18 protein-coding genes and 1 tRNA gene are annotated in these 19,816 nt (G+C 70.7%); 7 read left to right on the top strand and 12 right to left on the bottom strand.

Annotation, left to right across the window (positions count from 1 at the left end; genetic code table 11):
- Positions 1–225: 225 nt before the first annotated feature.
- The 3 genes from WMF34_RS25820 to WMF34_RS25810 form a co-directional block, all read right to left on the bottom strand.
- A tRNA-Thr gene (locus WMF34_RS25820) sits at positions 226–300 on the bottom strand.
- Between the two features lie 70 nt (positions 301–370).
- Complete coding sequence (locus WMF34_RS25815) at positions 371–1,318, bottom strand: alpha/beta fold hydrolase (protein WP_231864246.1); 948 nt, start codon at positions 1,316–1,318, stop codon at positions 371–373.
- A gap of 123 nt (positions 1,319–1,441) precedes the next feature.
- Entirely contained in the window at positions 1,442–2,221 is a 780-nt protein-coding gene (locus tag WMF34_RS25810; RefSeq protein ID WP_012237641.1) for a peroxiredoxin, read from the bottom strand.
- Positions 2,222–2,299: 78 nt separating this feature from the next.
- On the opposite strand from WMF34_RS25810, the gene deoC reads away from it, so the two are divergent.
- From deoC to WMF34_RS25795, 3 genes are all read left to right on the top strand, one after another.
- Complete coding sequence (gene deoC, locus WMF34_RS25805) at positions 2,300–3,253, top strand: deoxyribose-phosphate aldolase (RefSeq protein ID WP_437989440.1); 954 nt, start codon at positions 2,300–2,302, stop codon at positions 3,251–3,253.
- Positions 3,254–3,317: 64 nt separating this feature from the next.
- On the top strand, positions 3,318–4,844 hold the full coding sequence (locus WMF34_RS25800) for an aldehyde dehydrogenase family protein (protein ID WP_437989439.1): 1,527 nt from the start codon (positions 3,318–3,320) through the stop codon (positions 4,842–4,844).
- Between the two features lie 140 nt (positions 4,845–4,984).
- Positions 4,985–5,824 (top strand): aldehyde dehydrogenase family protein, encoded by an 840-nt coding sequence (locus tag WMF34_RS25795; RefSeq protein ID WP_437994665.1) that lies wholly within the window; start codon positions 4,985–4,987, stop codon positions 5,822–5,824.
- Positions 5,825–5,904: 80 nt separating this feature from the next.
- Here the strand turns inward: WMF34_RS25795 and fmt are convergent, their stop codons facing one another.
- Positions 5,905–6,840, bottom strand: a complete 936-nt coding sequence (gene fmt / locus WMF34_RS25790) for a methionyl-tRNA formyltransferase (RefSeq protein WP_012237637.1) — start codon at positions 6,838–6,840, stop codon at positions 5,905–5,907.
- 78 nt (positions 6,841–6,918) lie between these two features.
- Positions 6,919–7,743: a formylglycine-generating enzyme family protein gene (locus WMF34_RS25785; protein ID WP_012237636.1), complete on the bottom strand. Its 825-nt coding sequence runs from the start codon at positions 7,741–7,743 to the stop codon at positions 6,919–6,921.
- Positions 7,744–7,761: 18 nt separating this feature from the next.
- Here WMF34_RS25785 and WMF34_RS25780 point away from each other — a divergent pair, with 18 nt between their 5' ends.
- The 3 genes from WMF34_RS25780 to WMF34_RS25770 all read left to right on the top strand — a co-directional run bounded on the left by WMF34_RS25780 (position 7,762) and on the right by WMF34_RS25770 (position 12,064).
- Positions 7,762–8,004 carry a hypothetical protein gene (locus WMF34_RS25780; RefSeq protein WP_044965756.1) on the top strand — a complete coding sequence of 81 codons (243 nt, stop codon included), beginning with the start codon at positions 7,762–7,764 and terminating at the stop codon, positions 8,002–8,004.
- Between the two features lie 169 nt (positions 8,005–8,173).
- Entirely contained in the window at positions 8,174–10,627 is a 2,454-nt protein-coding gene (gene lon / locus WMF34_RS25775; RefSeq protein ID WP_012237635.1) for an endopeptidase La, read from the top strand.
- A 282-nt stretch (positions 10,628–10,909) separates the two neighbouring features.
- Complete coding sequence (locus WMF34_RS25770) at positions 10,910–12,064, top strand: FHA domain-containing protein (RefSeq protein WP_012237634.1); 1,155 nt, start codon at positions 10,910–10,912, stop codon at positions 12,062–12,064.
- Between the two features lie 13 nt (positions 12,065–12,077).
- On the opposite strand, the gene WMF34_RS25765 is transcribed toward WMF34_RS25770, so the two are convergent.
- Both WMF34_RS25765 and WMF34_RS25760 read right to left on the bottom strand, forming a co-directional pair.
- Complete coding sequence (locus WMF34_RS25765; RefSeq protein WP_012237633.1) at positions 12,078–13,139, bottom strand: hypothetical protein; 1,062 nt, start codon at positions 13,137–13,139, stop codon at positions 12,078–12,080.
- Positions 13,140–13,242: 103 nt separating this feature from the next.
- A complete protein-coding gene (locus WMF34_RS25760) occupies positions 13,243–13,953 on the bottom strand; it encodes a hypothetical protein (RefSeq protein ID WP_080598994.1) in 711 nt (236 codons plus the stop codon).
- 145 nt (positions 13,954–14,098) lie between these two features.
- Here WMF34_RS25760 and WMF34_RS25755 point away from each other — a divergent pair, with 145 nt between their 5' ends.
- Positions 14,099–14,806 (top strand): hypothetical protein, encoded by a 708-nt coding sequence (locus tag WMF34_RS25755; RefSeq protein WP_231864244.1) that lies wholly within the window; start codon positions 14,099–14,101, stop codon positions 14,804–14,806.
- Positions 14,807–14,878: 72 nt separating this feature from the next.
- Here WMF34_RS25755 and tssG read toward each other — a convergent pair whose 3' ends face one another.
- From tssG to WMF34_RS25730, 5 genes are all read right to left on the bottom strand, one after another.
- Positions 14,879–16,012 (bottom strand): type VI secretion system baseplate subunit TssG, encoded by a 1,134-nt coding sequence (tssG, locus tag WMF34_RS25750; protein ID WP_437707646.1) that lies wholly within the window; start codon positions 16,010–16,012, stop codon positions 14,879–14,881.
- Positions 15,976–17,745 (bottom strand): type VI secretion system baseplate subunit TssF, encoded by a 1,770-nt coding sequence (tssF, locus tag WMF34_RS25745; protein WP_437989438.1) that lies wholly within the window; start codon positions 17,743–17,745, stop codon positions 15,976–15,978. Before tssF ends, tssG begins: the two co-directional genes overlap by 37 nt.
- A gap of 73 nt (positions 17,746–17,818) precedes the next feature.
- Entirely contained in the window at positions 17,819–18,238 is a 420-nt protein-coding gene (tssE, locus tag WMF34_RS25740) for a type VI secretion system baseplate subunit TssE (RefSeq protein WP_012237628.1), read from the bottom strand.
- Between the two features lie 46 nt (positions 18,239–18,284).
- Positions 18,285–18,770 carry a type VI secretion system tube protein TssD gene (gene tssD, locus WMF34_RS25735; RefSeq protein ID WP_012237627.1) on the bottom strand — a complete coding sequence of 162 codons (486 nt, stop codon included), beginning with the start codon at positions 18,768–18,770 and terminating at the stop codon, positions 18,285–18,287.
- A 138-nt stretch (positions 18,771–18,908) separates the two neighbouring features.
- Positions 18,909–19,421 (bottom strand): Hcp family type VI secretion system effector, encoded by a 513-nt coding sequence (locus WMF34_RS25730; protein ID WP_012237626.1) that lies wholly within the window; start codon positions 19,419–19,421, stop codon positions 18,909–18,911.
- Positions 19,422–19,816 lie beyond the last annotated feature (395 nt).

Genomic DNA, 19,816 nt, shown 5'->3' with positions numbered 1-19,816 from the left:
CGGGGCGACGTGGGAGGAAGTTCGCGAGCAGCTCTTGCTCAATCCCGCTTCCAAACGGCGCTTCCCCTGTACCTGCCGTCTCCACGCCACCAGCACACCCAGCGTGCCGGGCTGTCCCGAGCCGTCGCGTCCCGTCGCGAACTCGTCATCCCGAAGGCGACTCCGTGCTCTCGCGGACGTGCGCGGAACGGTCACCGTGTTTCGTGGATCGCCGTTGCTCTTTTCTGGAGCCACCTTCGGGACTTGAACCCGAGACCTACGGTTTACGAAACCGTTGCTCTACCACTGAGCTAAGGTGGCACGCCTCTCGTCGAGGAGGCGCGCAGATTACCCACTCGCCCTGCCGAGTCAAGCTCTTTTGTTTCCGTCCTCAGAGGGACCCGGTTTCGCTCGCTGCTGCCGCGGCTTCGGCTGCCTCGGCTGCTTCCGCGATTCCCTTCCCCGCCGCGCCCGCCGCGTCCCCGGCGTCTCCTCCCGCGGCGAAGAACTCGCCCAGCCGCTCCGCCAGCTCCGCCGCCGCCGACCAGTGCATCATGTGCCCGGCCTCCGGCAGCTCGACGTGCTCCGCGCGCTTGAGCCTCGCCACCCGCTCCGCTTCGTCCTCCGGGTGCCACCCCGTCGGCCCGCCGCTCACGAGCAGCGTCGGGCACGCGATGCGCTCCAGGAACGTCATGAACGCCTCCACCTGGAACAGCAGCGGCGAGGTCGTCCGGTGCATCGGGTCGTACGCCCACGCGAGCCCGCCGTCCGGCGCTTCCCGCGTGAGCAGCGGCGCGCGCGTCGCCAGCACGTCGCGCGGCACGCGCGGGTGGTTCGCCTCGAGCCGCGCGATCGCGTCCTGCATCGACGAGAGCCTCCGCGGCGCGCGATCGAGCCCCGCCATCTGGCGGAGCCACGCCTCGACGCGCGCGACGGCGACCTCGGGGCCGCTCGCCGGCGGCCCCATGCCCTCGAGCAGCGCCAGGCGCTCGACGCGGCCGGGGCACGCGCCCGCGTAGTACACGGCGACCGCGCCGCCCATCGAGTGGCCCACCACGCCGAGGCGCGCCGGGGCGAGCGCGTCCACGAGCGCCGCGACGTCGGCGATGTAGTCGGGGAAGTAGTAGTAGCTGCCCGCGCCGACGCGGGCGCTCCGGCCGAACCCGCGCAGGTCCGGCGCGACGACGTCGTGCCCCGCCCGCGCGAGCGGCTCGGCCACGAGGTCCCACGTGCTCCCGGCGTCGAGGAAGCCGTGGAGCAGCAGCAGCGTGAGGCCCGTCGGCCGCGCGTGGTCGTCGCGGAAGCGATGGACGCAGAGATCCAACCCGTTGGTGTTCAAAAATTCCGACGACCTACGCACCGCGCGCGCTCCCGTCTGCAGATCTCCCGTCAGCCCTCCGCGCGGCCCGCGCGGTCGGCGCGCGACCCGCCGGCGCTCCTGCGCCGCGTGCGCGCGCGGGCGTCACCGCCTCGCCGGCGAACCTTTCGCCGGCGGACCTTTCGCCGGGGGCGCCGCGGGGGCCGCCGGGGGCAGCATCGTCCCGGTCGCCACCGGAGCGGCCGTGGCCGGCTCCGCCGCGCCCGCGGGCGCCGCCGCGGGCGGTGCCCCGGTGGCGGCCGGCGCCGCGGTGTCCGGCGCGGCCGGCGCTGCGCTGCCCGACGCCGCTGGCGCGACCGGGAGCGCGGCGCCCGTGAGCTGCGCGGCGTCCTTGAGCACCTCGTCCGCGTGCACCCCGGGATCCACGTCCGGATAGACCTTCGCGATCTTGCCATCCGGATCGACGAGGAACGTCACGCGCGCCGTCGCGCCGAGCCGCATCGGCACGCCGAACGCCGTGGCCCACGCGTGATCGGTGTCGACGAGGATCGGGAACGGCAGCTTGTTCTCGGTCGCGAACTTCTCGTGCGACTCGCGGGTGTCGGAAGACACGCCGAAGACCTGCACGTTGGCCTGCTTGAAGCGATCCCACGCGTCGCGGAACGCGCACGCCTCCTCGGTGCAGCCCGGCGTCCCGTCCTTCGGATAGAAGTACACGACCACGGCCCGACCCCGCTGGTCGGACAGCCGCTGGATCGCGCCGTGCTGATCCGCGGCGAACACGTCGGGCGCCGCCGCGCCGACCGGGATCAGCCCTTGTCCACCATCGGGTCGCTCGGCCGCGCCACACCCGAGCAGCGAGGCAAAGGCAAAGACGACAGCAAGTACGACAAAAACGACGGCAATCGGGAAGCGTCTCTTCATCAGAGCGCCACGTTAGCACGCACTCGGTAGGATCGATCCGACGCTTCTGGTACGTTCCCGCGCCAGGAGACGAGGCCGATGGCGATCTTCGGAAACGACAGCGGCGCCGCGCCCGGCGTGGTGCGCCAGGGCAGGGAGGTCACCTACCCCGATTTCTCTTCGCCCACCGTGGATAAGGTCATGGTCGAAGAGCGCGCAGCCGGGCTCGGCAAAAGGAGCATCAAAGGCCCCGCCAAGGTCGCCGGCCTCAAGCTCGCCATCTCGATGATGGACCTCACCACCCTGGAGGGGAAAGACTCCCCGGGAAAAGTTGAGCAGCTCTGTCAGAAGGCGCTTCGACCCCACGAGCGCGCGGACATCCCTTCCTGTGCGGCGGTGTGCGTCTATCCCAAGCTCGTCTCCGTGGCGAAGCGGGCGGTCTCGGGCTCGACGGTCAAGGTGGCCAGTGTGGCGACCGCCTTCCCGAGCGGCCTCTCCACGCTCGCCGTCAAGCTCGCCGACGTCCGGCAGGCGGTCGAGCTCGGCGCGGACGAGATCGACATGGTGATCGACCGTGGCGCGATGCTCTCCGGCGAGTACGGCGCGGTGTACGACGAGATCGCCGCGACCAAGGAGGCGTGCGGGCACGCGCACCTCAAGGTGATCCTGGAGACGGGCGAGCTCGGGACCTACGATCGCGTCCGCAAGGCGAGCCGCATCGCGATGCTCGCGGGCGCCGACTTCATCAAGACCTCGACCGGGAAGATCACGCCGGCGGCGACGCCCCCGGTGACGCTGGTGATGCTGGAGGCGATCCGCGATCACGCGCAGGCGACCGGGCGGCGCGTCGGGATGAAGCCGGCCGGCGGGATCCGCACCGCGAAGCAGGCGCTCCACTACCTCGTGCTGGTCAAGGAGACCCTCGGCGACGCCTGGCTCACGAGCGACCTGTTCCGCTTCGGCGCGTCGACGCTCCTCAACGACGTGCTCATGCAGCTCGAGAAGGAGCGGACGGGCGCCTACCAGAGCGGGGACCATTTCAGCAAGGACTGACCGCGCCGCGAGGGCGGGTCCGCGTCGGTGTTCAACGCGCGGCCGCGGGCGTAGAGTGCGCCGCATGAGCGACAACAGCACCGCCGTGGCTGGCGGCGACGGGGGCTCGCCCCGGGACGCGACCGCGGCGCGCGACGCGGCCGTCGTGTTCGGCGACGCCTGGCGCTACGCGCCGGCGCCCGAGGGGCGCGACCACGTGAAGATCGCGCCTCGGTACGAGCTCTTCATCGGCGGCGCGTGGCGCGCTCCGACCTCGGGCCGCTACCTCGACAGCATCAGCCCGTCGACCGAGGAGAAGCTCTGCGAGTTCGCCGAGGCCTCCGAGCAGGACGTCGATCTCGCCGTGCAGGCGGCGCGGGCGGCGTACGAGAAGCACTGGTCGCGCATGCGCCCGCTCGAGCGCGGCAAGTACATCTACCGCATCGCCCGGGCCCTCCAGGAGAAGGCGCGCGAGCTCGCCGTCGTCGAGTCGCTCGACGGGGGCAAGCCCATCAAGGAGTCCCGCGACGTCGATCTCCCGCTCGCGGCCGCGCACTTCTTCTACCACGCGGGCTGGGCGGACAAGCTCGAGCACGCCTTTCCCGGGCGCGACCCCCGGCCGCTCGGCGTCGCGGGCCAGGTGATCCCGTGGAACTTCCCGCTGCTCATGGCGGCGTGGAAGCTCGCCCCGGCGCTCGCGGCGGGCAACACGTGCGTCCTCAAGCCCGCCGAGACGACGCCGCTCACCGCGCTGCTCCTGGCGAAGATCATCGAGGAGGCCGATCTCCCGCCCGGCGTCGTCAACGTGGTCACGGGCGCCGGCGCGACCGGCGCCGCGGTCGTCGGCCACCCGGGCGTCGACAAGGTCGCGTTCACCGGGTCGACCGAGGTCGGCAAGCGCATCCAGCGCGCGCTCGCCGGCACCGGGAAGCGGCTCACCCTCGAGCTCGGCGGCAAGGCCGCGAACATCGTGTTCGAGGACGCGCCGCTCGATCAGGCCGTCGAGGGGATCGTCGGCGGCATCTTCTTCAACCAGGGCCACGTCTGCTGCGCGGGCTCGCGCCTCTTGGTCGAGGAGAGCGTCCACGACGCGCTCCTCTTCAAGCTGCGCGAGCGCATGGCGACCCTGCGCGTCGGCGATCCGCTCGACAAGAACACGGACGTGGGCGCCATCAACTCGCGGGCGCAGCTCGCGAAGATCGAGGAGCTCGTGGCGGCGGGGGAGCGCGAGGGGGCCGCGCGCTTCTCGGTGAGCTGCGCGCTCCCGCGGCGGGGCTACTGGTTCGCGCCGACGCTCTTCACGGGCGTCGCGCAGTCGCACCGGATCGCGCGCGAGGAGATCTTCGGCCCGGTGCTCTCGATCTTGACCTTCCGCACGCCCGAGGAGGCGATCGAGAAGGCGAACAACACGATGTACGGGCTGTCGGCGGGCGTCTGGACCGGCAAGGGCTCGAAGAGCTTCTGGGTCGCGCAGCGGCTCCGCGCCGGCGTCGTCTGGGCGAACACCTTCAACAAGTTCGATCCCAGCGCGCCGTTCGGCGGCTACAAGGAGAGCGGCTTCGGCCGCGAGGGCGGGCGCCAGGGGCTGCTCGCCTACCTCGAGGTGGACTGATGGCGCTCGGCGACCAGGACAGCGGCGGCGGCGGCGGCGACGAAGCGTGCACGTCGATCGGGGATTGCGCCGGCGCGGCCGCGCTCGACGCTCCTCCGGGCGAGGCGCGCGCGCGCGTCGGCGTGCGCAAGGCGTACAAGATGTTCGTTGGCGGCGCGTTCGTGCGCTCGGAGTCCGGGAGGTACACGCAGGTGCGCGATCACGGAGGCGCGGGCGCGGTCGAGAACATCCCGCGCGCCTCGCGCAAGGACGGGCGCGACGCCGTGCTCGCGGCGGCCGGCGCGCTCGGCGGCTGGTCCGCGCGCGCCGCGTACAACCGCGGGCAGATCCTCTACCGCCTCGCCGAGATGCTCGAGGCGCGGCGCGCGGAGCTCGCGGCCTCGCTCGAGCGCGGCGGGCAGGGCGCAGGCGCCGCCGAGCGCGAGGTCCTCTCGGCGATCGATCGCGCGGTCGCTTATGCGGGCTGGGCCGACAAGTACCAGAGCCTCTTCGCGAGCCTGAACCCCGTGTCCGGCCCGCACTTCACCTTCACGGTGCCCGAGCCGATGGGGGTCGTCGTCATCGCGGCGCCGCCGCGGCCGGCGCTGCTCGGCCTCGCGGGCGCTCTCCTGCCGGTGATCACCGCCGGCAACACCTGCGTCGTGCTCGCGAGCGAGGCGGATCCGCGCACGGCGCTCGTCTTCGGCGAGGCGCTCGCCACGAGCGATCTCCCGGGCGGCGTCGTCAACGTCCTCACCGGCCAGCTCGCGGAGGTGCTGCCGCACCTCGCCGCGCACATGGACGTCGCCGCGCTCGATCTGCACGGCGTGGACGCGGCGCTGGCGAAGCGCCTCGAGGAGGCGGCCGCGGCCAGCGTCAAGCGGGTGCGCGCCCGATCGCTCGGCGAGGCGGAGTGGTTCGACGACAGGGCGGCGACGTCCCCCCGCTGGATCGAGCGGTTCGTCGAGATGAAGACGATCTGGCACCCGGCCGGGCCATGACGCGGGCGGCGCTCGACGACCGGGCGCCGTGACGCGGGCCGCGCTCATCGACAGGGCGCCGTGAACGGCGCCCGGGGCGCTCAACGACCGAGCACCATCCCCGCCTGGAGCGTCCGCCCGGCGACGAGGTCCGCCGCCGCGAGCGGCTTCCGCCCCTCGACCTGGGCTCGCACGATCTGGATCGCGCCCGCGCCGCAGGCGACGACCACGACGCTGCGGCCGGCCATCACCACGGTCCCCGGCGGCGCGCCGCCCTGGTCGGCCTCGCTCTCGACATGCGCGGCCAGCACCTTGAGCGCCTTGCCGTCGATCGTCGTGAAGGCGCCTGGCCACGAGGTCATCCCCCGGATGTGGTCGTGGATCTGCCGGGCGCTCCGCTCCCACCGGATGCGCCCGTCTTCCTTCTTCAGGAGCGCCGCGTGCGTCGCTGCCTCGTGGTCCTGCGGCGTCGGCGCGAGCTCGCCGTCCACCGCGCGGCGGAGGTCCTCGCGCACGACGCGCGCGGCGAGCGCCCCGAGATCGATCGCGAGCTCGTCGGCGGTCGTGTCCGGGCCGATCGGCGTCCGGCGCACCGCGTAGACGGGCCCCGTGTCCATGCCCTCGTCCATCTGCATCAGCGAGATGCCCGTCTCGGTCTCGCCCCCGACGATCGCCCAGGTGATCGGCGCGGCGCCGCGGTAGCGCGGCAGGATCGACGCGTGCAGGTTCATGCAGCCGCGCCGCGGCGCCTCGAGCACCGCCTTCGGCAGGATGCGCCCGTACGCGATCACCAGCGCGACATCCGCGCCGGCGCCCGCGACCCACGCGGCGAACTCGGGCGTGCGGACCTTCTCGGGCTGCAGCACGGGCACGCCGAGCTCCAGCGCCTTCACCTTCACCGGCGGCGCCTTCAGCTCGAGCCCGCGGCCGGCCGGTCGATCCGGCTGACAGACGACGCCGACGACGTCCGCGATCGACGCGAGCGCCTCGAGCGACGGCACGGCGATGGCGGGGGTACCGAAGAACAGGGCGCGCACGCCCTGGCTTCTAGCAGGACCTGCGCCCGTCGTGCCTCCTTCTTCGCTCGCGGCGAGCGCCGCCGCGGCGGCCCGACCTCAGGGCCCCGACGCTGGCCGCCCGCCGCGCTCTTCGTTCTCTTCGCGCGCCGCCGCGACGCCCGTGGGGCGAGGATCGGTGCAGCAGCGGAAGCCGGTCTCGTAGAACACGAACTTCGGATCGTGCGCGTCGTTCGTCCCGCGGCAGCCCGTCCACGGCTTGGCCCAGAAGCCCCCCATGAGCGCGCCTGGCCACCGGCGGCCGCGGCGCGAGGCGACCCACTCCTCGACGTTGCCCATCATGTCGAAGATGCCGAAGGTCGAGGCGCACCCGGGATGGGAGCCGCTCGGCGCGCCCTGCCAGAGCCGCTCGACCTCGCGCTGCGCCACCTCGCCGGAGGCGCCGAGCTTCCGCTCGTCGACCGGCCGCCAGGCCTTGCCGCTGTTGCAGACCGCCTTGTCCACGCGCCAGCCGTAGGCGAGGGGACGCCGCTCGGGGCCCTCGCACGCGAGCTCCCACTCCTGCTCGGCGCACACCCGCTTGCCACGCGCGGCGCACCAGGCGGTCGCGGTCTCGAACGACTGCATGACGAGCGGCTTCGCCCCCCGCTGGTTCGGCGCCTCGAACTGGTCCATGCACACGGAGATCTCGGTCGACGGCCCCTCCTCGGCCGTGATGTCCTCCCAGTACGCGAAGCAGTGGGTCGCCTTGCCGCTCTTGACCGGCTCCACGCAGACGTGCTGCACCTCGTCGCGGTGCGTGCCGGTGACGAGCCGCATGTCCGCCGGGCACGCCGGGCTGGGCCCTGGATCGAGCGACGGCGCCGCCGGAAGGCCGAGCATCGCGATCGCGAGCGCGCCGAGGCCGAGCAGGGGATCGATCATCGTTCAGCGAGGGCCAGGGTGTCGCTCCGTGCCGGGCGCAGCCTCGACCTCGCCGCGGCGCGCGGCAAGGCCGAGGCGCGCCTCGTTGACCCGGCCGCCGAGGATCCTGCGCCGCGTCGCGCGCGCCAGGTGGAGACGAGCGTGACGAGCGAGCGCTGCAGGTCGGAGTCGGAGCTGACCACCCGCAGCGTATCCACATTCAAAAAAATGGCCAGGGCTGTGGCACGCGGCATGCGCCGTGTCTATGGTGAGTTCCCGTAGCCTCGCGGGCTGTCTTCCACCAAGAGCTGCCAGCAGGGCTCCGCGTTGCACCATCCGCATCCGTCTGGATGCAAGCCAAGATGACCGGGGCGCGCGGTGGCCGCGCGGCCCGGCTGCGTGTTGATGAAGGGGTTTACCTCCCCCGGTCGGGTGCCTAGAGGAGATCGCCATGTCCGAGAAAAAGAACCCGCCGATGCCGCCGCGCTCCGAGGAAGAGGTCGTCTTCGGCGACGAGCTGCCGGTTCTGCCGATCCGCAATGCGGTGCTGTTCCCGGGCGCCGTCGCGCCCTTCGATGTCGGCCGCGAGAAGTCGGTCGCGCTGGTGGAGGATGTCGACAACCTCCCCGGCCCGGTCATCGCGATCTTCGCCCAGCGCGATCCGTCGACCGACGATCCCGGGGCGGAGGACCTGTACCCCATGGGCTGCGCCGCGCGCGTGTTGAAGGCGCTGAAGCACAGCTCGGGCAACTACTCGTTGATCTTGCAGGGCCTCACGCGGATCAGGCTCGACAGCGTCACGGCCCACACGCCGTACCTGCGCGCCAAGATCCGCCGCATGGACGAACCGGCGACGGAGGACGTCGAGGCGGAGGCGCTGGCGATGAGCCTGCGCGACATCGCGAAGCAGGTCATCCAGCTGATGCCGGAGCTCCCGCGCGAGGCGGGCTCGCTCATCGACTCCATCCAGGCGCCCGGCGCGCTCGCCGATCTCGTCGCGGCGAACCTCGACGCTCCGGTCGAGGAGAAGGCGCAGCTCATCGAGACGATCGACGTCAAGGAGCGCATCCGCAAGGTGCTGCGGCTGCTCACGCGGCAGCTCGAGATCCTGAAGATGCGCGAGCGCATCAACTCCCAGATCAAGGAGGAGATGGGCAAGAACCAGCGCGAGTACGTGCTGCGCCAGCAGCTCAAGGCCATCAAGGAGGAGCTGGGCGAGGACGACGGCGATCAGGGCGATCTCGACGGGCTCGAGGATCGCATCGCGAAGGCGAACCTGCCGACCGAGGCGGAGACCGTCGCGAAGAAGCAGCTGAAGCGGCTGCGCACGATGCAGGTCGGGTCGGCCGAGTACACCGTCGTGCGCACGTACCTCGACTGGATCCTCGACGTGCCCTGGACGCAGTCGACGCAGGACAACCTCGACATCGGCAGCGTCCGCAAGGTGCTCGACGAGGACCACTACGGCCTGGAGAAGGTCAAGAAGCGCATTCTCGAGTACCTGGCGGTCCGCAAGCTGAAGCAGGACAAGAAGGGCCCGATCCTCTGCCTGCTCGGGCCTCCCGGCGTCGGCAAGACGTCGCTCGGCCGGAGCATCGCGCGCGCCCTCGGCCGCAAGTTCCACCGGGTCTCGCTCGGCGGCGTGCACGACGAGGCGGCGATCCGCGGCCACCGGCGCACCTACGTCGGCGCGCTCCCTGGCCAGATCATCCAGGGCATGAAGAAGTCGGGGACGATCAACCCGGTCTTCATGATGGATGAGGTCGACAAGATCGGGCACGACTTCCGCGGCGACCCGTCGGCGGCGCTGCTCGAGGTGCTCGATCCGGAGCAGAACAACACGTTCGCGGACCACTACCTGGAGATCCCGTACGACCTGTCGCACGTGATGTTCGTCGCGACCGCGAACGTGGCGGATCCGATCCCGCCGCCCCTCCGCGACCGCATGGAGATCCTCGAGATCCCCGGCTACACGCGGAAGGAGAAGCTCGCGATCGCGCGGCAGCACCTGCTCCCGAAGCAGCTGTCGGAGCACGGGCTCACGACCGAGCAGCTGGAGGTCACGGACAAGGCGCTGGAGGAGATCATCGATCACTACACGCGCGAGGCCGGCGTCCGATCGCTCGAGCGGCAGATCGCGGGCGTCATCCGCGGCGTGGCGGTGAAGGTCGCCGAGGGCGACACGCAGAAGCGGCGCGTCGACAACGAGGACGACCTGCACGAGTTCCTCGGCCCGGCGAAGTACACGAGCGAGGTCGCGGAGCGCACCGCCGAGAGCGGCGTCGCGACGGGCCTCGCGTGGACGAGCGTCGGCGGCGAGATCCTCTTCATCGAGGCGACGCGGATGTACGGCACGGGCAAGCTCCAGCTGACCGGCCAGCTCGGCGACGTGATGAAGGAGTCGGCGCAGGCGGCGCTGTCGTTCGTGCGCAGCAACGCGTCGAGGTACAGCATCGCGAAGGACTTCCTCGAGAAGAGCGATCTGCACATCCACATCCCCGCCGGCGCGATGCCCAAGGACGGGCCGAGCGCGGGCGTGACGATGTTCACGGCGCTCGTCTCGCTCCTCACCGGGATCAAGGTCCGCCACGACGTCGCGATGACGGGCGAGATCACGCTCCGCGGTCGCGTGCTCCCGATCGGCGGCCTGAAGGAGAAGGTGCTGGCGGCGCACCGCGCCGGCATCAAGCGCATCATCGTCCCCGAGCGCAACCGGGCGGATCTCGAGGAGGTCCCGAAGGAGGTCGTGGACGAGCTGCAGTTCTTCTTCGTCAGCCGGATGGAGCAGGTTTTGGAGGCCGCGCTGGAGCGGCTGCCCGAGCCCGCGCCCGCGACCGAGGAGTCGAAGGACGGCGAGAAGAAGGAGATCGAGAAGTCGGAGAAGAGCTCGATCGCCAGCAACTGATGACGGCCGTCGCCAGCGATCGCTGAGCGACCTGTCTCCGGGGCGCCGCGCGGCTCGACCGCGCGGCGCCTTTTTTCGTGCTTTTTTCGTGAAGACGCCCGCGCGGCAGCGACGGACGCCCGTGCCTCTCGGCGAGCTTGGCGCGCTCGCGTTGCAGCGCGTGGCAGCGGCATCGCGTCGCCTGCGCCGCGCGGCTTGAACGCGCGGCGTGCTCGCGCGCTCTCGCCAAAGCGCGGCTTTCACCTCGACGGATGTCAAGCGAATCGGTAGCCTCGAGATCGCATGAGGCCGTGTCCGAACTGCGCGTGGATGCTCAAGGAGACCGACGCTGCCTGCTCGATGTGCGGTACGAGCGTGGCGGGCGCAGCGCCTGGAGCGTCCGTTCCGGTCGCGCCTCCGCCGGTGCAGGCGGGGGCTGGCGCTTATGCTCCGCCTGGCCCGCCGGGCTATCCAGGGCAGCCAGCCGTCTCGGGTTATGGCGGTGCGGCGTCGCCAGGCTACGCGGCGGGGGGCGCGCAGGGCGCCTATCCGCCTCCTCCTCAGGCCTACGGGGTCGGGGGAGGCGGGCTCTCGGTGCCCGCATCGCCGGGGGGAAGCGTCGCCTTCTCGACGGGCGGGGAAGCTCCCTTCCCGGTCTCCCCCTGGGCCCGAGCGGCACCTTCCGCGGGGCTCACGTCGCAGCCGGCGTCTCCTCCGATGAACGCGCCGGGCGTCCCGCCGGTCCAGCCGGCGCTCGGGGCGCCGGGGCCGGGCATGGTGCCTGGCGCGTCAATGGGTGGCGCGATGGGGCAGCAGCCCGTGGCGCCGGCGCCGGTCTTCGGCGCGCCTCCGCAGATGGTGGCGCCCCCGCCGATGGTCGTGCCGGCGGGGGCGTCTGGGCTGGTCGCGCCGCCGATGGTGCAGCCGGGCGTGGTGGCGCCGCCGCCGATGGTGCAGCCGGGCGTGGTGGCGCCGCCGCCGATGGTGCAGGGGGGCGCGCTCGCGCCGCCGCAGATGGTGCAGGGCGGGGTGCCGGCGGTCGCTCAGGCCAGGGCGCCTGCGATCGTCGCGCCGCCGATCGTCCAGGGCGCGGTCTCGGGTGCGGTGCCGCAGGTGTCGGCGCAGCCCGCGCGTGTCCTCGTCGGCTTCATCGTGACGTTCCAGAACGATCCCGGAGGCAGCTTCTGGCCGATCTACAGCGGCCGGACGCAGGTGGGCCGCGCCGGGGCGGACGCCGCGACGGAGATCGGGCTCGCGGACGCGAGCGCCTCCTCACGGCACGCGTCGATCCACGCGGATCCGACGACGGGTCAGGTCTTCATCGAGGACGACGGCTCGCGCAACGGCACCTTCGTCAACGAGCAGCGCCTCGGACAGGGCGAGCGCCGGCAGCTGCGCGACAACGACCGGCTGCGCCTCGGGAGCACGACGTTCGTGGTGAAGGTGCTGGTCGCCTGAGCGAAGAGCGAGGCTACTGGCCGCCGGCGCCGCCCGTGCCGCCGGCGCCGCCCGCGCCCGCGCCCGCACCGCCTCCGGTGGTGGCGCTTGCGCTGCTGCTGGCAGCTGCCTGGCATTTGAGAAAGCCGCTGCTGTCGGTTCTGCACGTGCCGGTCGCGCAGTCGCTGTCCAGAGCACAGGACTGGCTTTCCTCACACCGCTTCGTGCAGAGCGTGCCCCCGCAGTCGATGTCGGTCTCCAAGCCGTCCTTCTCGCCGTCGAAGCAGAGCGGCGCCGGAGCTGGGATACGGCAGTTGAAGTACTCGACCACGACAGGCGGTTGCTCCACCCGCGTTTTCCCCTTCTCGAACTCCACTATCGAGTTGCTCTGCGGATAGTGAACGCTGAGCTTGACGGAGCCTGCGTAGTCGCCTGTCATCGTGGGGTCGGCGTCGGGCGGGGGCTGGTTGCCCGCGTTCGCCTCGAGCACGGCCCGAGGCTGCAGCTGGTCTTGTCCTTCCGTCGCGCACTCCTGGATGTCGACACGATTGAAGTGGTGCGATGACCCGTTCGTGCAGCTCACGTCGAGGGTGCTCCGGCCCTCCGGAGTCGCGAGGGTTATCGTCTTGCCGATCTTGATGGTGCTATCGGCGCCGGCGTCCGCGCACGCCGCCACGCCACCATCTATCTCGTCCGCGGTGCAGGGCACTTGGACGGTCACGGAGTAGCTGAACTCTCCTGAGAACGTGGCAGAGCCGCACTCCGCTGCCGTCCGATCGAGGCGCTTGAAGGCCATGGTCTTCGGGGGGAATGCTGCGATATCGAGAGGGGGATCGAAGACGATCTGGCCACCTTCATCGAGGAAGCAGACATCAAGCTTGTCGCGGCTCGCAAAGGCGCCGCTTGGTCCGTTTCCTGCGCCCGGCGTCCAGCACCCAGCCGCGGTTTCAGACTGGAACGCGTGGTAGCAGCTGTCGGGATCGTTGAGGAACGCGCAGATGTTCTCGAACTCCTCGCTGCAGCCGGGCACGGAGACGGCTGCGGTCACGGCGAGGATCGGAGCGACGGCGGCGGCGAGCAAGACGTAACGGCGCATGGGCGCAGTCTACGCGTTCTCCCCGAGCGTGGGCCAGCTTCGCAGAGGTCGCCGACGGCGCGCCGGCGGCGTGCGCCTCCGCTCCGCGCGCCGCCGGCTCCCCTCACAGCTCGGCGTAGGGCCCGGGGACGACGTATGCGTCGTCGTTGGCCGCGTACGTGAAGACGCCCCAGCAGACGAGCTTGTACTTGATGGCGAACGCCATCGCCTCCCTCAGGCTCGCCTTCGGCGCGAGCACGGCGAGGTTCGAGCGACGGACGCCCCACCAGCCTGGCCCGTGCTGCAGCACCGCGTCGTGGAGATCCTGCGTCGCGTGCTTGGCGTCCTCGAGCACCGCAAGGCGCAGCCGGACGAACGACTTGTCGCGCGCGGGGAAGTCGAACCAGTACAGGTTCGACCTCGCCAGCTTCGGGGTGATGCTCCCGGCGCCCTGCGCCGCGAGGAAGCGGCTGAGATCCTCGGGCGAGAGCTTCTGGGTGACCGGGTGCGTGTCGACGCCGCTGCACGTCTCGGGGCCGATCTTGAACTCGCCCAGCGCGAGCGGCGCCTCGGGGCCGTTCTCGGGGGTCAAGAGGTACCGATCGATCGCGGGCAGGTCGTCCGGGTACTCCACGCCGGCGTCGATGCCGCTGCACGCCGGGGCCCCCAGCGCAAGCGCGAAGGCTGCCGCGAGCGCGGGGCGCCCGGGCGCGCGGCGGCCAGGCGCCGGACGCTCGTGGCCCTGGCTCGTGCGGGTGGAGGGGGGGCTCGGCGCGCTCGCCGCCGGTGCTCCGGCGGGCTCGCCCTTGCGACTCGGTTTGCTTTCGTTGGACATGTCTCTCTCACGGCACGGGGTACCGCCTCGATCGGCGGGCGCAGCGCTGCCCGGGCCGGGCAATCATTCAATGCCGGGCACCCCGAGGGCAAACTCCTCGGCGAACATTTGGCTGGCGTGCCCTCGCTGGCCTAGAGTTCCCCCGATGAGGCACCTCGGAATGCCGATGCTCGCGCACGTCCCCGCCCTCCGCGCCCGCCGTTCGATCGCCGCCGGAGCGGGGCGCGCGGGCGTGGCCTGCGCCGCCGTGGCCGCGATCGCGCTGCTCGCCGGCTGCGGCGGCTCCCCGACCGCCCCCAAGCAGGACGACGTCTTCTACCTCCACGGCGCGGCCGGCTCCCTGAGCAAGGACTCGAGCTTCGAGGTGTACTTCCCGCCGCTCGACGCGCCGGCGACGGACCGGGTGCCGCGCAGGATCGGCGTGGGCCTCATGAACGGCGACATCCGCATGAGCCGCCCGATGGACTGGAACGTCGGCGGCGCCGACTACACGCCCGAGCGCCGCTTCATCACGTACCAGTCCCCGCGGCAGTTCCTGTTCTCGATCTACGAGCGCATCGACAGCCCCGAGGATCCGTGGCCCGACGTGCTCAAGCGCTACGAGGCGGACCTCGAGGAGCAGGGCGCGGAGATCCTCTCCGGCCGCGCGCCCGTGGCCACGGCGAACACGCAGGGGCGCAGCTACCTCGTCAAGGCGAAGATCCCGTCGAAGCCCATCTCGGACGCCTTTGCCCACGAGATCCTGCTCCGGAGCCCCCGCCGCATCCTGCTCGTGCAGATCGTGCACCACGAGAACGTCGACGCGAACGCCGACGAGATCTCGGCCGCGCTGCAGAGCCTCACCGTTTACTGAGCGCAGGGCGAGCCCACGGCGCGCGCGCCGCAGCGCCTCCCGGCGGCCCGCGGCGGCGGCGCTCGGCCTGGGTCACATCGGCGGGGGCTCGCCCCGATCGTCGTCGTCCTCGTCGTCGCCGCCCGCGAGGTGCTTGTCGTCGAGGGGGATCGTGATCACGAGCCGCTCCGCCGCAGATCCGCCGATCCACGCGGTGCGCTTGAGCGTCGCGGCGCGCGGCGAGCCGAGCTGGAACCGCGGCGCCTCCTCCGTGTCCACGTGGATCTCGAGCATCACGTCGTGGATGCCCGGCGTGAACGTCTCGATGACGCCGCGGACCAGATCCTGCCGCCGACCCCCGGGCAAGAAGGAGAGGTACTCGTCGTAGCCGACCGGGCCGAGCACGACCTTGTAGCGGCCGGAGCCGTCGAACACGTAGCGCCCCAGGGTCAGGCTCTCGCCCAGCTGATGGTTCATCACGCCGAGCTTGTTCCTGAACGGCTTCTCGATCTTCGTCCAGTGACCGACGAACTGCTCGATCTTCACGCCGATGTTGCCGAGCATCTCGGACAGCACCGTCTCCAGGTTCCTCGCCGAGCGCGACTTCGAGGCGAGGACCGACGCGTAGCGGAGGAAGAAGAAGCGATCGAGCGGCGTCTCGTAGCCGCGGAAGCCGTCGATGCCGACCGCGCAGAGCATGCGGCGCGAGAAGGGATCGGCGCCCTGCTTGCGGTACGTGACGGGCAGGCGGTACTTCGTCCACGCGCGGTAGAGCAGCGACAGGAGCCGGTGGTGGAAGACGTCGAGGAGCTCGCGGATCGGCTGCGGGCCGCCCTGGTAGTCGGCCTGCGCGATCTGCTCGATGAAGTACGCCGGCAGCGGCGACACCGAGCCGTACAGGGCGAGGAACGTGGTCGAGACGCGGGCGCGCTCCACGCCGTCAGCGGCCTTGACCGGCGCGAGCTCGCTCACGTCGCTCGAGGCGAAGATGAGCGAGGGGTCGCCGCGCAGCCGGATGCGCTCGTCCTGCACCGGCCCGAGCTGGCCCACCGGCGGCGCGGCAGGGAAGAGCCGCTCGAGCAGGTAGATGAGGCGGTAGTACGAGAAGCGTGGCGCGGTATCCGCGAAGCGCCGGAGCGTCTCCAGCGCGACGGGGTCGGCGCTCGCGGCGCCTCTCGGCGCAGCCGGCCTCAGATCAGCGTCAGGCTGCCGCTCTTCGGGTCCCATTTGTGCACCACGCGTGTATTCGTGCCGGTGACCGTCAGCTGCGTGAACGAGTTCAGCGAGACGTAGGACCCGAGCATCTCGTTCAGGATGCTCGCGAACAGGTACATCTCGCCCTCGCCGACGAACCCGCCCTCGTCGAGCTCGATGTCGACCGCGACGCCGCGCACCGGCGCCCCTCGGTACAGCCGATCCGTCGGCCGCACCCGGATCGCCTTGATCGCGGCCAGGCGGAGCTGGTTCGCGCGCGCCGCCTGACGATCGACGATCGCCTGGAAATTGTAGAGATCGACCGTCGCCCGGAGCACCTCGAGCTCGGTGATCGAGCGGTAGCTCATCGCCATGTGGGCCAAGACGCGCCACTGCAGCTCGCGCCCGAGCGGCGGCGGGAGCGGCGCGGTGACGCCGGTGAGGTTGGTGAAGCTCGCCACGGCGGGTGAGGTCGCCGTCGGCACCCTGAGATCGCCGAGCTTGAGCTGTGCCGGCAGGCGGCGGTTCGTGCTCGTCGCCTCGATGCTGATCACGTCGAACTCGGGGAGGGCCCCCGCGTCCTGCGGGGAGCCGAACGAGAGGTACATGTCGATGCCGTCGCCGATGGCGGCCGGGCGGAGGTGCGCCTGGTAGAAGATCGTCCGCGCGGCGGCCTCGGGATCGAGCTCGTGCTGGAAGCTGAAGAACGAGGGGATCTCGACGCGCTGGCTCGTGCGCCGGGCGATGCCGACGACCTTGTCGATGCTGTGGATCTCGAAGGCCGCGGGCGCCGCGCCCGCCGGGCGGCAGAGGTACTCGTGCTTCGTGGCCTCGGGCTTGATCGGATCGCTCGTGTGCTCGAACAGGTTCACGACCGGCGAGCAGAACAGGCGGATGTTCTCCTTGCCGATCCGCGTCCCCGGCGGGAGCCCGTCCTTGAACTGCAGCAGGAGCGCGAACCGGTCGGAGATCCGCTCCGCCGAGAGCGCCTGGAGGCCGGTCACCTCGAAGAACGCGAACTTCTGCGGGAGCGTGAAGAACTCCTGCAGGAGCCGGAAGCCCGGGTAGACCGTCTTCGGGTACGGGATCAGCGACTCTTCATCGGAGAAGCCGGTGAGCCGCACGGCGCGCGCCGGGAGCGACGCGATCGTCGTGTCGCGCCCCGCGGCGTCCACCGCGGCGAGCGCGACGGTGTCGACGTGCGCCCCGACCCAGAGGCGGAGGTCGTCCTGCAGCCTGCGCTCGCCGTGGATGTAGAAGCGCAGCGAGGAGAGCGACAGGCCCGACAGCGCGGCGCCGCCGGTCAGGCGGAGCTCGATGCGGAGCGTCTGCGCGAGCTGCGCGCCCGTGTCGACGCGCACGTCCTCCACCGCGAGCGGGACGAGCTCGACGTCCTGGGTCGTGCGGAACCGGCACGAGACGCCGTCGACCGGCACCGACCCGACCTCCGCGTCCCGAGCGACGACGAGCTTCTCGCGCACGACGTTCGGGAGCGGCGTGAACTCGATGATCGAGGTCGCCGGGATCTGGCGGAGGTAGTGCGGAAAGAGCAGCGACGCGACCGAGTGGATCACCTCGGGGAGCTCGTCGTCGAGCTTCTGGCGGATCTTGCCGGTCAGGAACGCGACGCCCTCGAGCAGGCGCTCGACGTCGGGGTCCCCGCCTTTCTCCGCGAGCATGGGGGCGATCCCGGGGTAGGCGGCGGCGAACTCGCGCCCCAGATCCCTCAGGTAGGTGAGCTCGTCCTGGTAGTACTTGTTGAACATCCTCTCGCCACCGCCAGTCGACCGCCGGGGCCGAAGGCTGTCAACCGCCGTGAGCCAGGCCGTCGGGCGGGGGCTACGTCATCCGGACGTTGCCGCTCTGGTCCACTGCAGCGCCGAGCCGGAGCGCCTGCCGCCGGCCATCGGGAAAGTGGATCTGCGCGGTGATCTCGAACTCGAGGACCATCGACTGGACCGTGTCGGTGCGCAGGTGCCGGACCTGCACGTTCTTCAGCCGCGGCTCGTAGGTCTGGATGCAGTTCTTGAGCGAGCGCTGCACCAGGCCGATCGCCTCGGGGAACTCATGCAGGACCTCCGAGACCTCCATGAGGCCGTAGTCCGGGCAGGTCAGCGAGCTCCCCTGGCGGGTGTTCAGCATGTGCCCGAGGTGCGTCAGGATGGCTGACTCGAGGTCGTGATCCCGGTAGGTGTGCCGCTCCGTCGAGTGCGGGTCGGCCGCGTGCGCGATTCGGGTGAGGAGGGAGGCGCCGGCCACGGCGGGATCGTAGCTCAGCTCGCGCCTCGAGCGGAAGCCCGCCCGCTCAGCGCGGGGTGAGCCAGTCGTCTTCCGCGGAGAGGCCCCCGTCGTTCCAGGTCCAGACGACCTTCTGGTACGTGAACGCGACCTCCTCCTGCTCGGGCAGGCGCGATTGCCCCGGGTTCCTCACGTTGAGCATGTGGAACTGGATGCTCGAGATGTTCGCGTTCGTGAGCTGGACCGTGAAGACAGGCCTCTCGACGCCGATCGCGATCGACCTGTAGAACTGGAGCTCCCAGCGGGGGATGCTCTCGTTGTGGCTGAGGATGCTGAGGAGGAGCGGCGTGGACCGATCGAGGTCCTTCGTGACGATGAAGGGCTTGTGCATCCGCTTGCCCGTCGGGCGCCCGGTGACCGGGTCGCGCGGCCCCACCAGCGAGTGGAACACCTCGGTGACGAGGATGCTACCTTCTCGCCCCTTCTGGGTGACGGAGCCCCTGATTTCCCCTTGTCTTTCGCCGACGAGTCTGAGGTAGGCGCTGAGGGGCATGCCAACATTCTGAGCTTGCTGCGCGTGATGGCCATGCCTGATTTTGAGGCCCCGCTCTGATGCCCCAACGTCAGGACGACAAACGCAACCGGGCGACCCGAAGGTCGCCCGGTGCGACGAGACCTCAGCAGCTAGGCACTAGCCCTGCGGCGTCTCCCAGTCATCGTCCGCCTGACGCGCGCCGTCGCCGTCATCGAACGACCACTCGATCTTCTGGTACGTGAAGGAGACCCGCTCGTACTCCGGGCGATCCTTCGCGCCGTCCCCGCCGCGCGTGTTGTCCATGTGGAAGTCGATGCTCGCGACCGTCGCGTTCGTGAGCTTGACCGTGTAGTGGTTCTGCTCCTTGCCGACGTTCTTCGACGCCGCGGTGCCCGGCGTGTAGAACTTGAGCGTCCACTCCGAGATGCTCTCGTTGTTGACCAGGGCGTTGTAAAGAAGGGGGGTTGCCTTGTCGAGCTCCTTCGTGATCACGAAGGGCTTGTGCTGGCGCTTCCCGCTGGGCAGCCCGGTCGCCGGGTCACGCGGGCTCACGACCTGATGCTGGACGGCGATGACAGCGATGGTCTTCTCGCGACCCTTCTGGGTGACCGAGCCATCGATGGGGCCCTGGGTGATGCCCTTCAACTGGAGATGAGCTTGCAACGCCATGATCAGATGCCTCTTCCTTCAAGGTCTCGCCGCCTGGGCTCAGTCTACGCCCCATTGCGCGCTGGCAGACGGTCCGCCCCATCGGGACTAGGAGTTTAGAGACGCAGAGATAAGACTCTTATCGTATCTCTACCCCTGTTCGTCTCAGGGAGTCCAGAAGGTAACTCCCTCTTTGGGAGCGTCAAGACTTTTGTGTCCGGGAGCGGCGCGGGTTTCTTGGCATTCGGTTCGCTTTTGGTTGGGGGTTGGTTCGCGTTTGGTTCCTGAGGGTGCGCAATATTCCGTTGCGAAGCCATCGCTTCCATAAGAGGACGCGGGCGTGTCCATCGCGTTGCGGGCGTGTGGGGAACGTGACGACGCGCGGGCGGCGGCGTGATCTGGCATGCGCGCGACCG

This window comes from Sorangium sp. So ce145 (assembly GCF_051525985.1).
GTDB classification, from domain to species: Bacteria; Myxococcota_A; Polyangia; order Polyangiales; family Polyangiaceae; genus Sorangium; species Sorangium cellulosum_B.
This window is presented reverse-complemented; position numbering and strand designations above follow the sequence as displayed.

Excerpts from the sequence above, each read along its gene's own strand:
- WMF34_RS25810 (WP_012237641.1), bottom strand. The coding sequence starts at position 2,221 with ATGAAGAGACGCTTCCCGATTGCCGTCGTTTTTGTCGTACTTGCTGTC.
- deoC (WP_437989440.1), top strand. The coding sequence starts at position 2,300 with ATGGCGATCTTCGGAAACGACAGCGGCGCCGCGCCCGGCGTGGTGCGC.
- WMF34_RS25800 (WP_437989439.1), top strand. The coding sequence starts at position 3,318 with ATGAGCGACAACAGCACCGCCGTGGCTGGCGGCGACGGGGGCTCGCCC.
- WMF34_RS25795 (WP_437994665.1), top strand. The coding sequence starts at position 4,985 with ATGTTCGTTGGCGGCGCGTTCGTGCGCTCGGAGTCCGGGAGGTACACG.
- WMF34_RS25785 (WP_012237636.1), bottom strand. The coding sequence starts at position 7,743 with ATGATCGATCCCCTGCTCGGCCTCGGCGCGCTCGCGATCGCGATGCTC.
- lon (WP_012237635.1), top strand. The coding sequence starts at position 8,174 with ATGTCCGAGAAAAAGAACCCGCCGATGCCGCCGCGCTCCGAGGAAGAG.
- WMF34_RS25770 (WP_012237634.1), top strand. The coding sequence starts at position 10,910 with ATGAGGCCGTGTCCGAACTGCGCGTGGATGCTCAAGGAGACCGACGCT.
- WMF34_RS25765 (WP_012237633.1), bottom strand. The coding sequence starts at position 13,139 with ATGCGCCGTTACGTCTTGCTCGCCGCCGCCGTCGCTCCGATCCTCGCC.
- WMF34_RS25760 (WP_080598994.1), bottom strand. The coding sequence starts at position 13,953 with ATGTCCAACGAAAGCAAACCGAGTCGCAAGGGCGAGCCCGCCGGAGCA.
- WMF34_RS25755 (WP_231864244.1), top strand. The coding sequence starts at position 14,099 with ATGAGGCACCTCGGAATGCCGATGCTCGCGCACGTCCCCGCCCTCCGC.
- tssG (WP_437707646.1), bottom strand. The coding sequence starts at position 16,012 with ATGGGACCCGAAGAGCGGCAGCCTGACGCTGATCTGAGGCCGGCTGCG.
- tssF (WP_437989438.1), bottom strand. The coding sequence starts at position 17,745 with ATGTTCAACAAGTACTACCAGGACGAGCTCACCTACCTGAGGGATCTG.
- tssD (WP_012237627.1), bottom strand. The coding sequence starts at position 18,770 with ATGCCCCTCAGCGCCTACCTCAGACTCGTCGGCGAAAGACAAGGGGAA.
- WMF34_RS25730 (WP_012237626.1), bottom strand. The coding sequence starts at position 19,421 with ATGGCGTTGCAAGCTCATCTCCAGTTGAAGGGCATCACCCAGGGCCCC.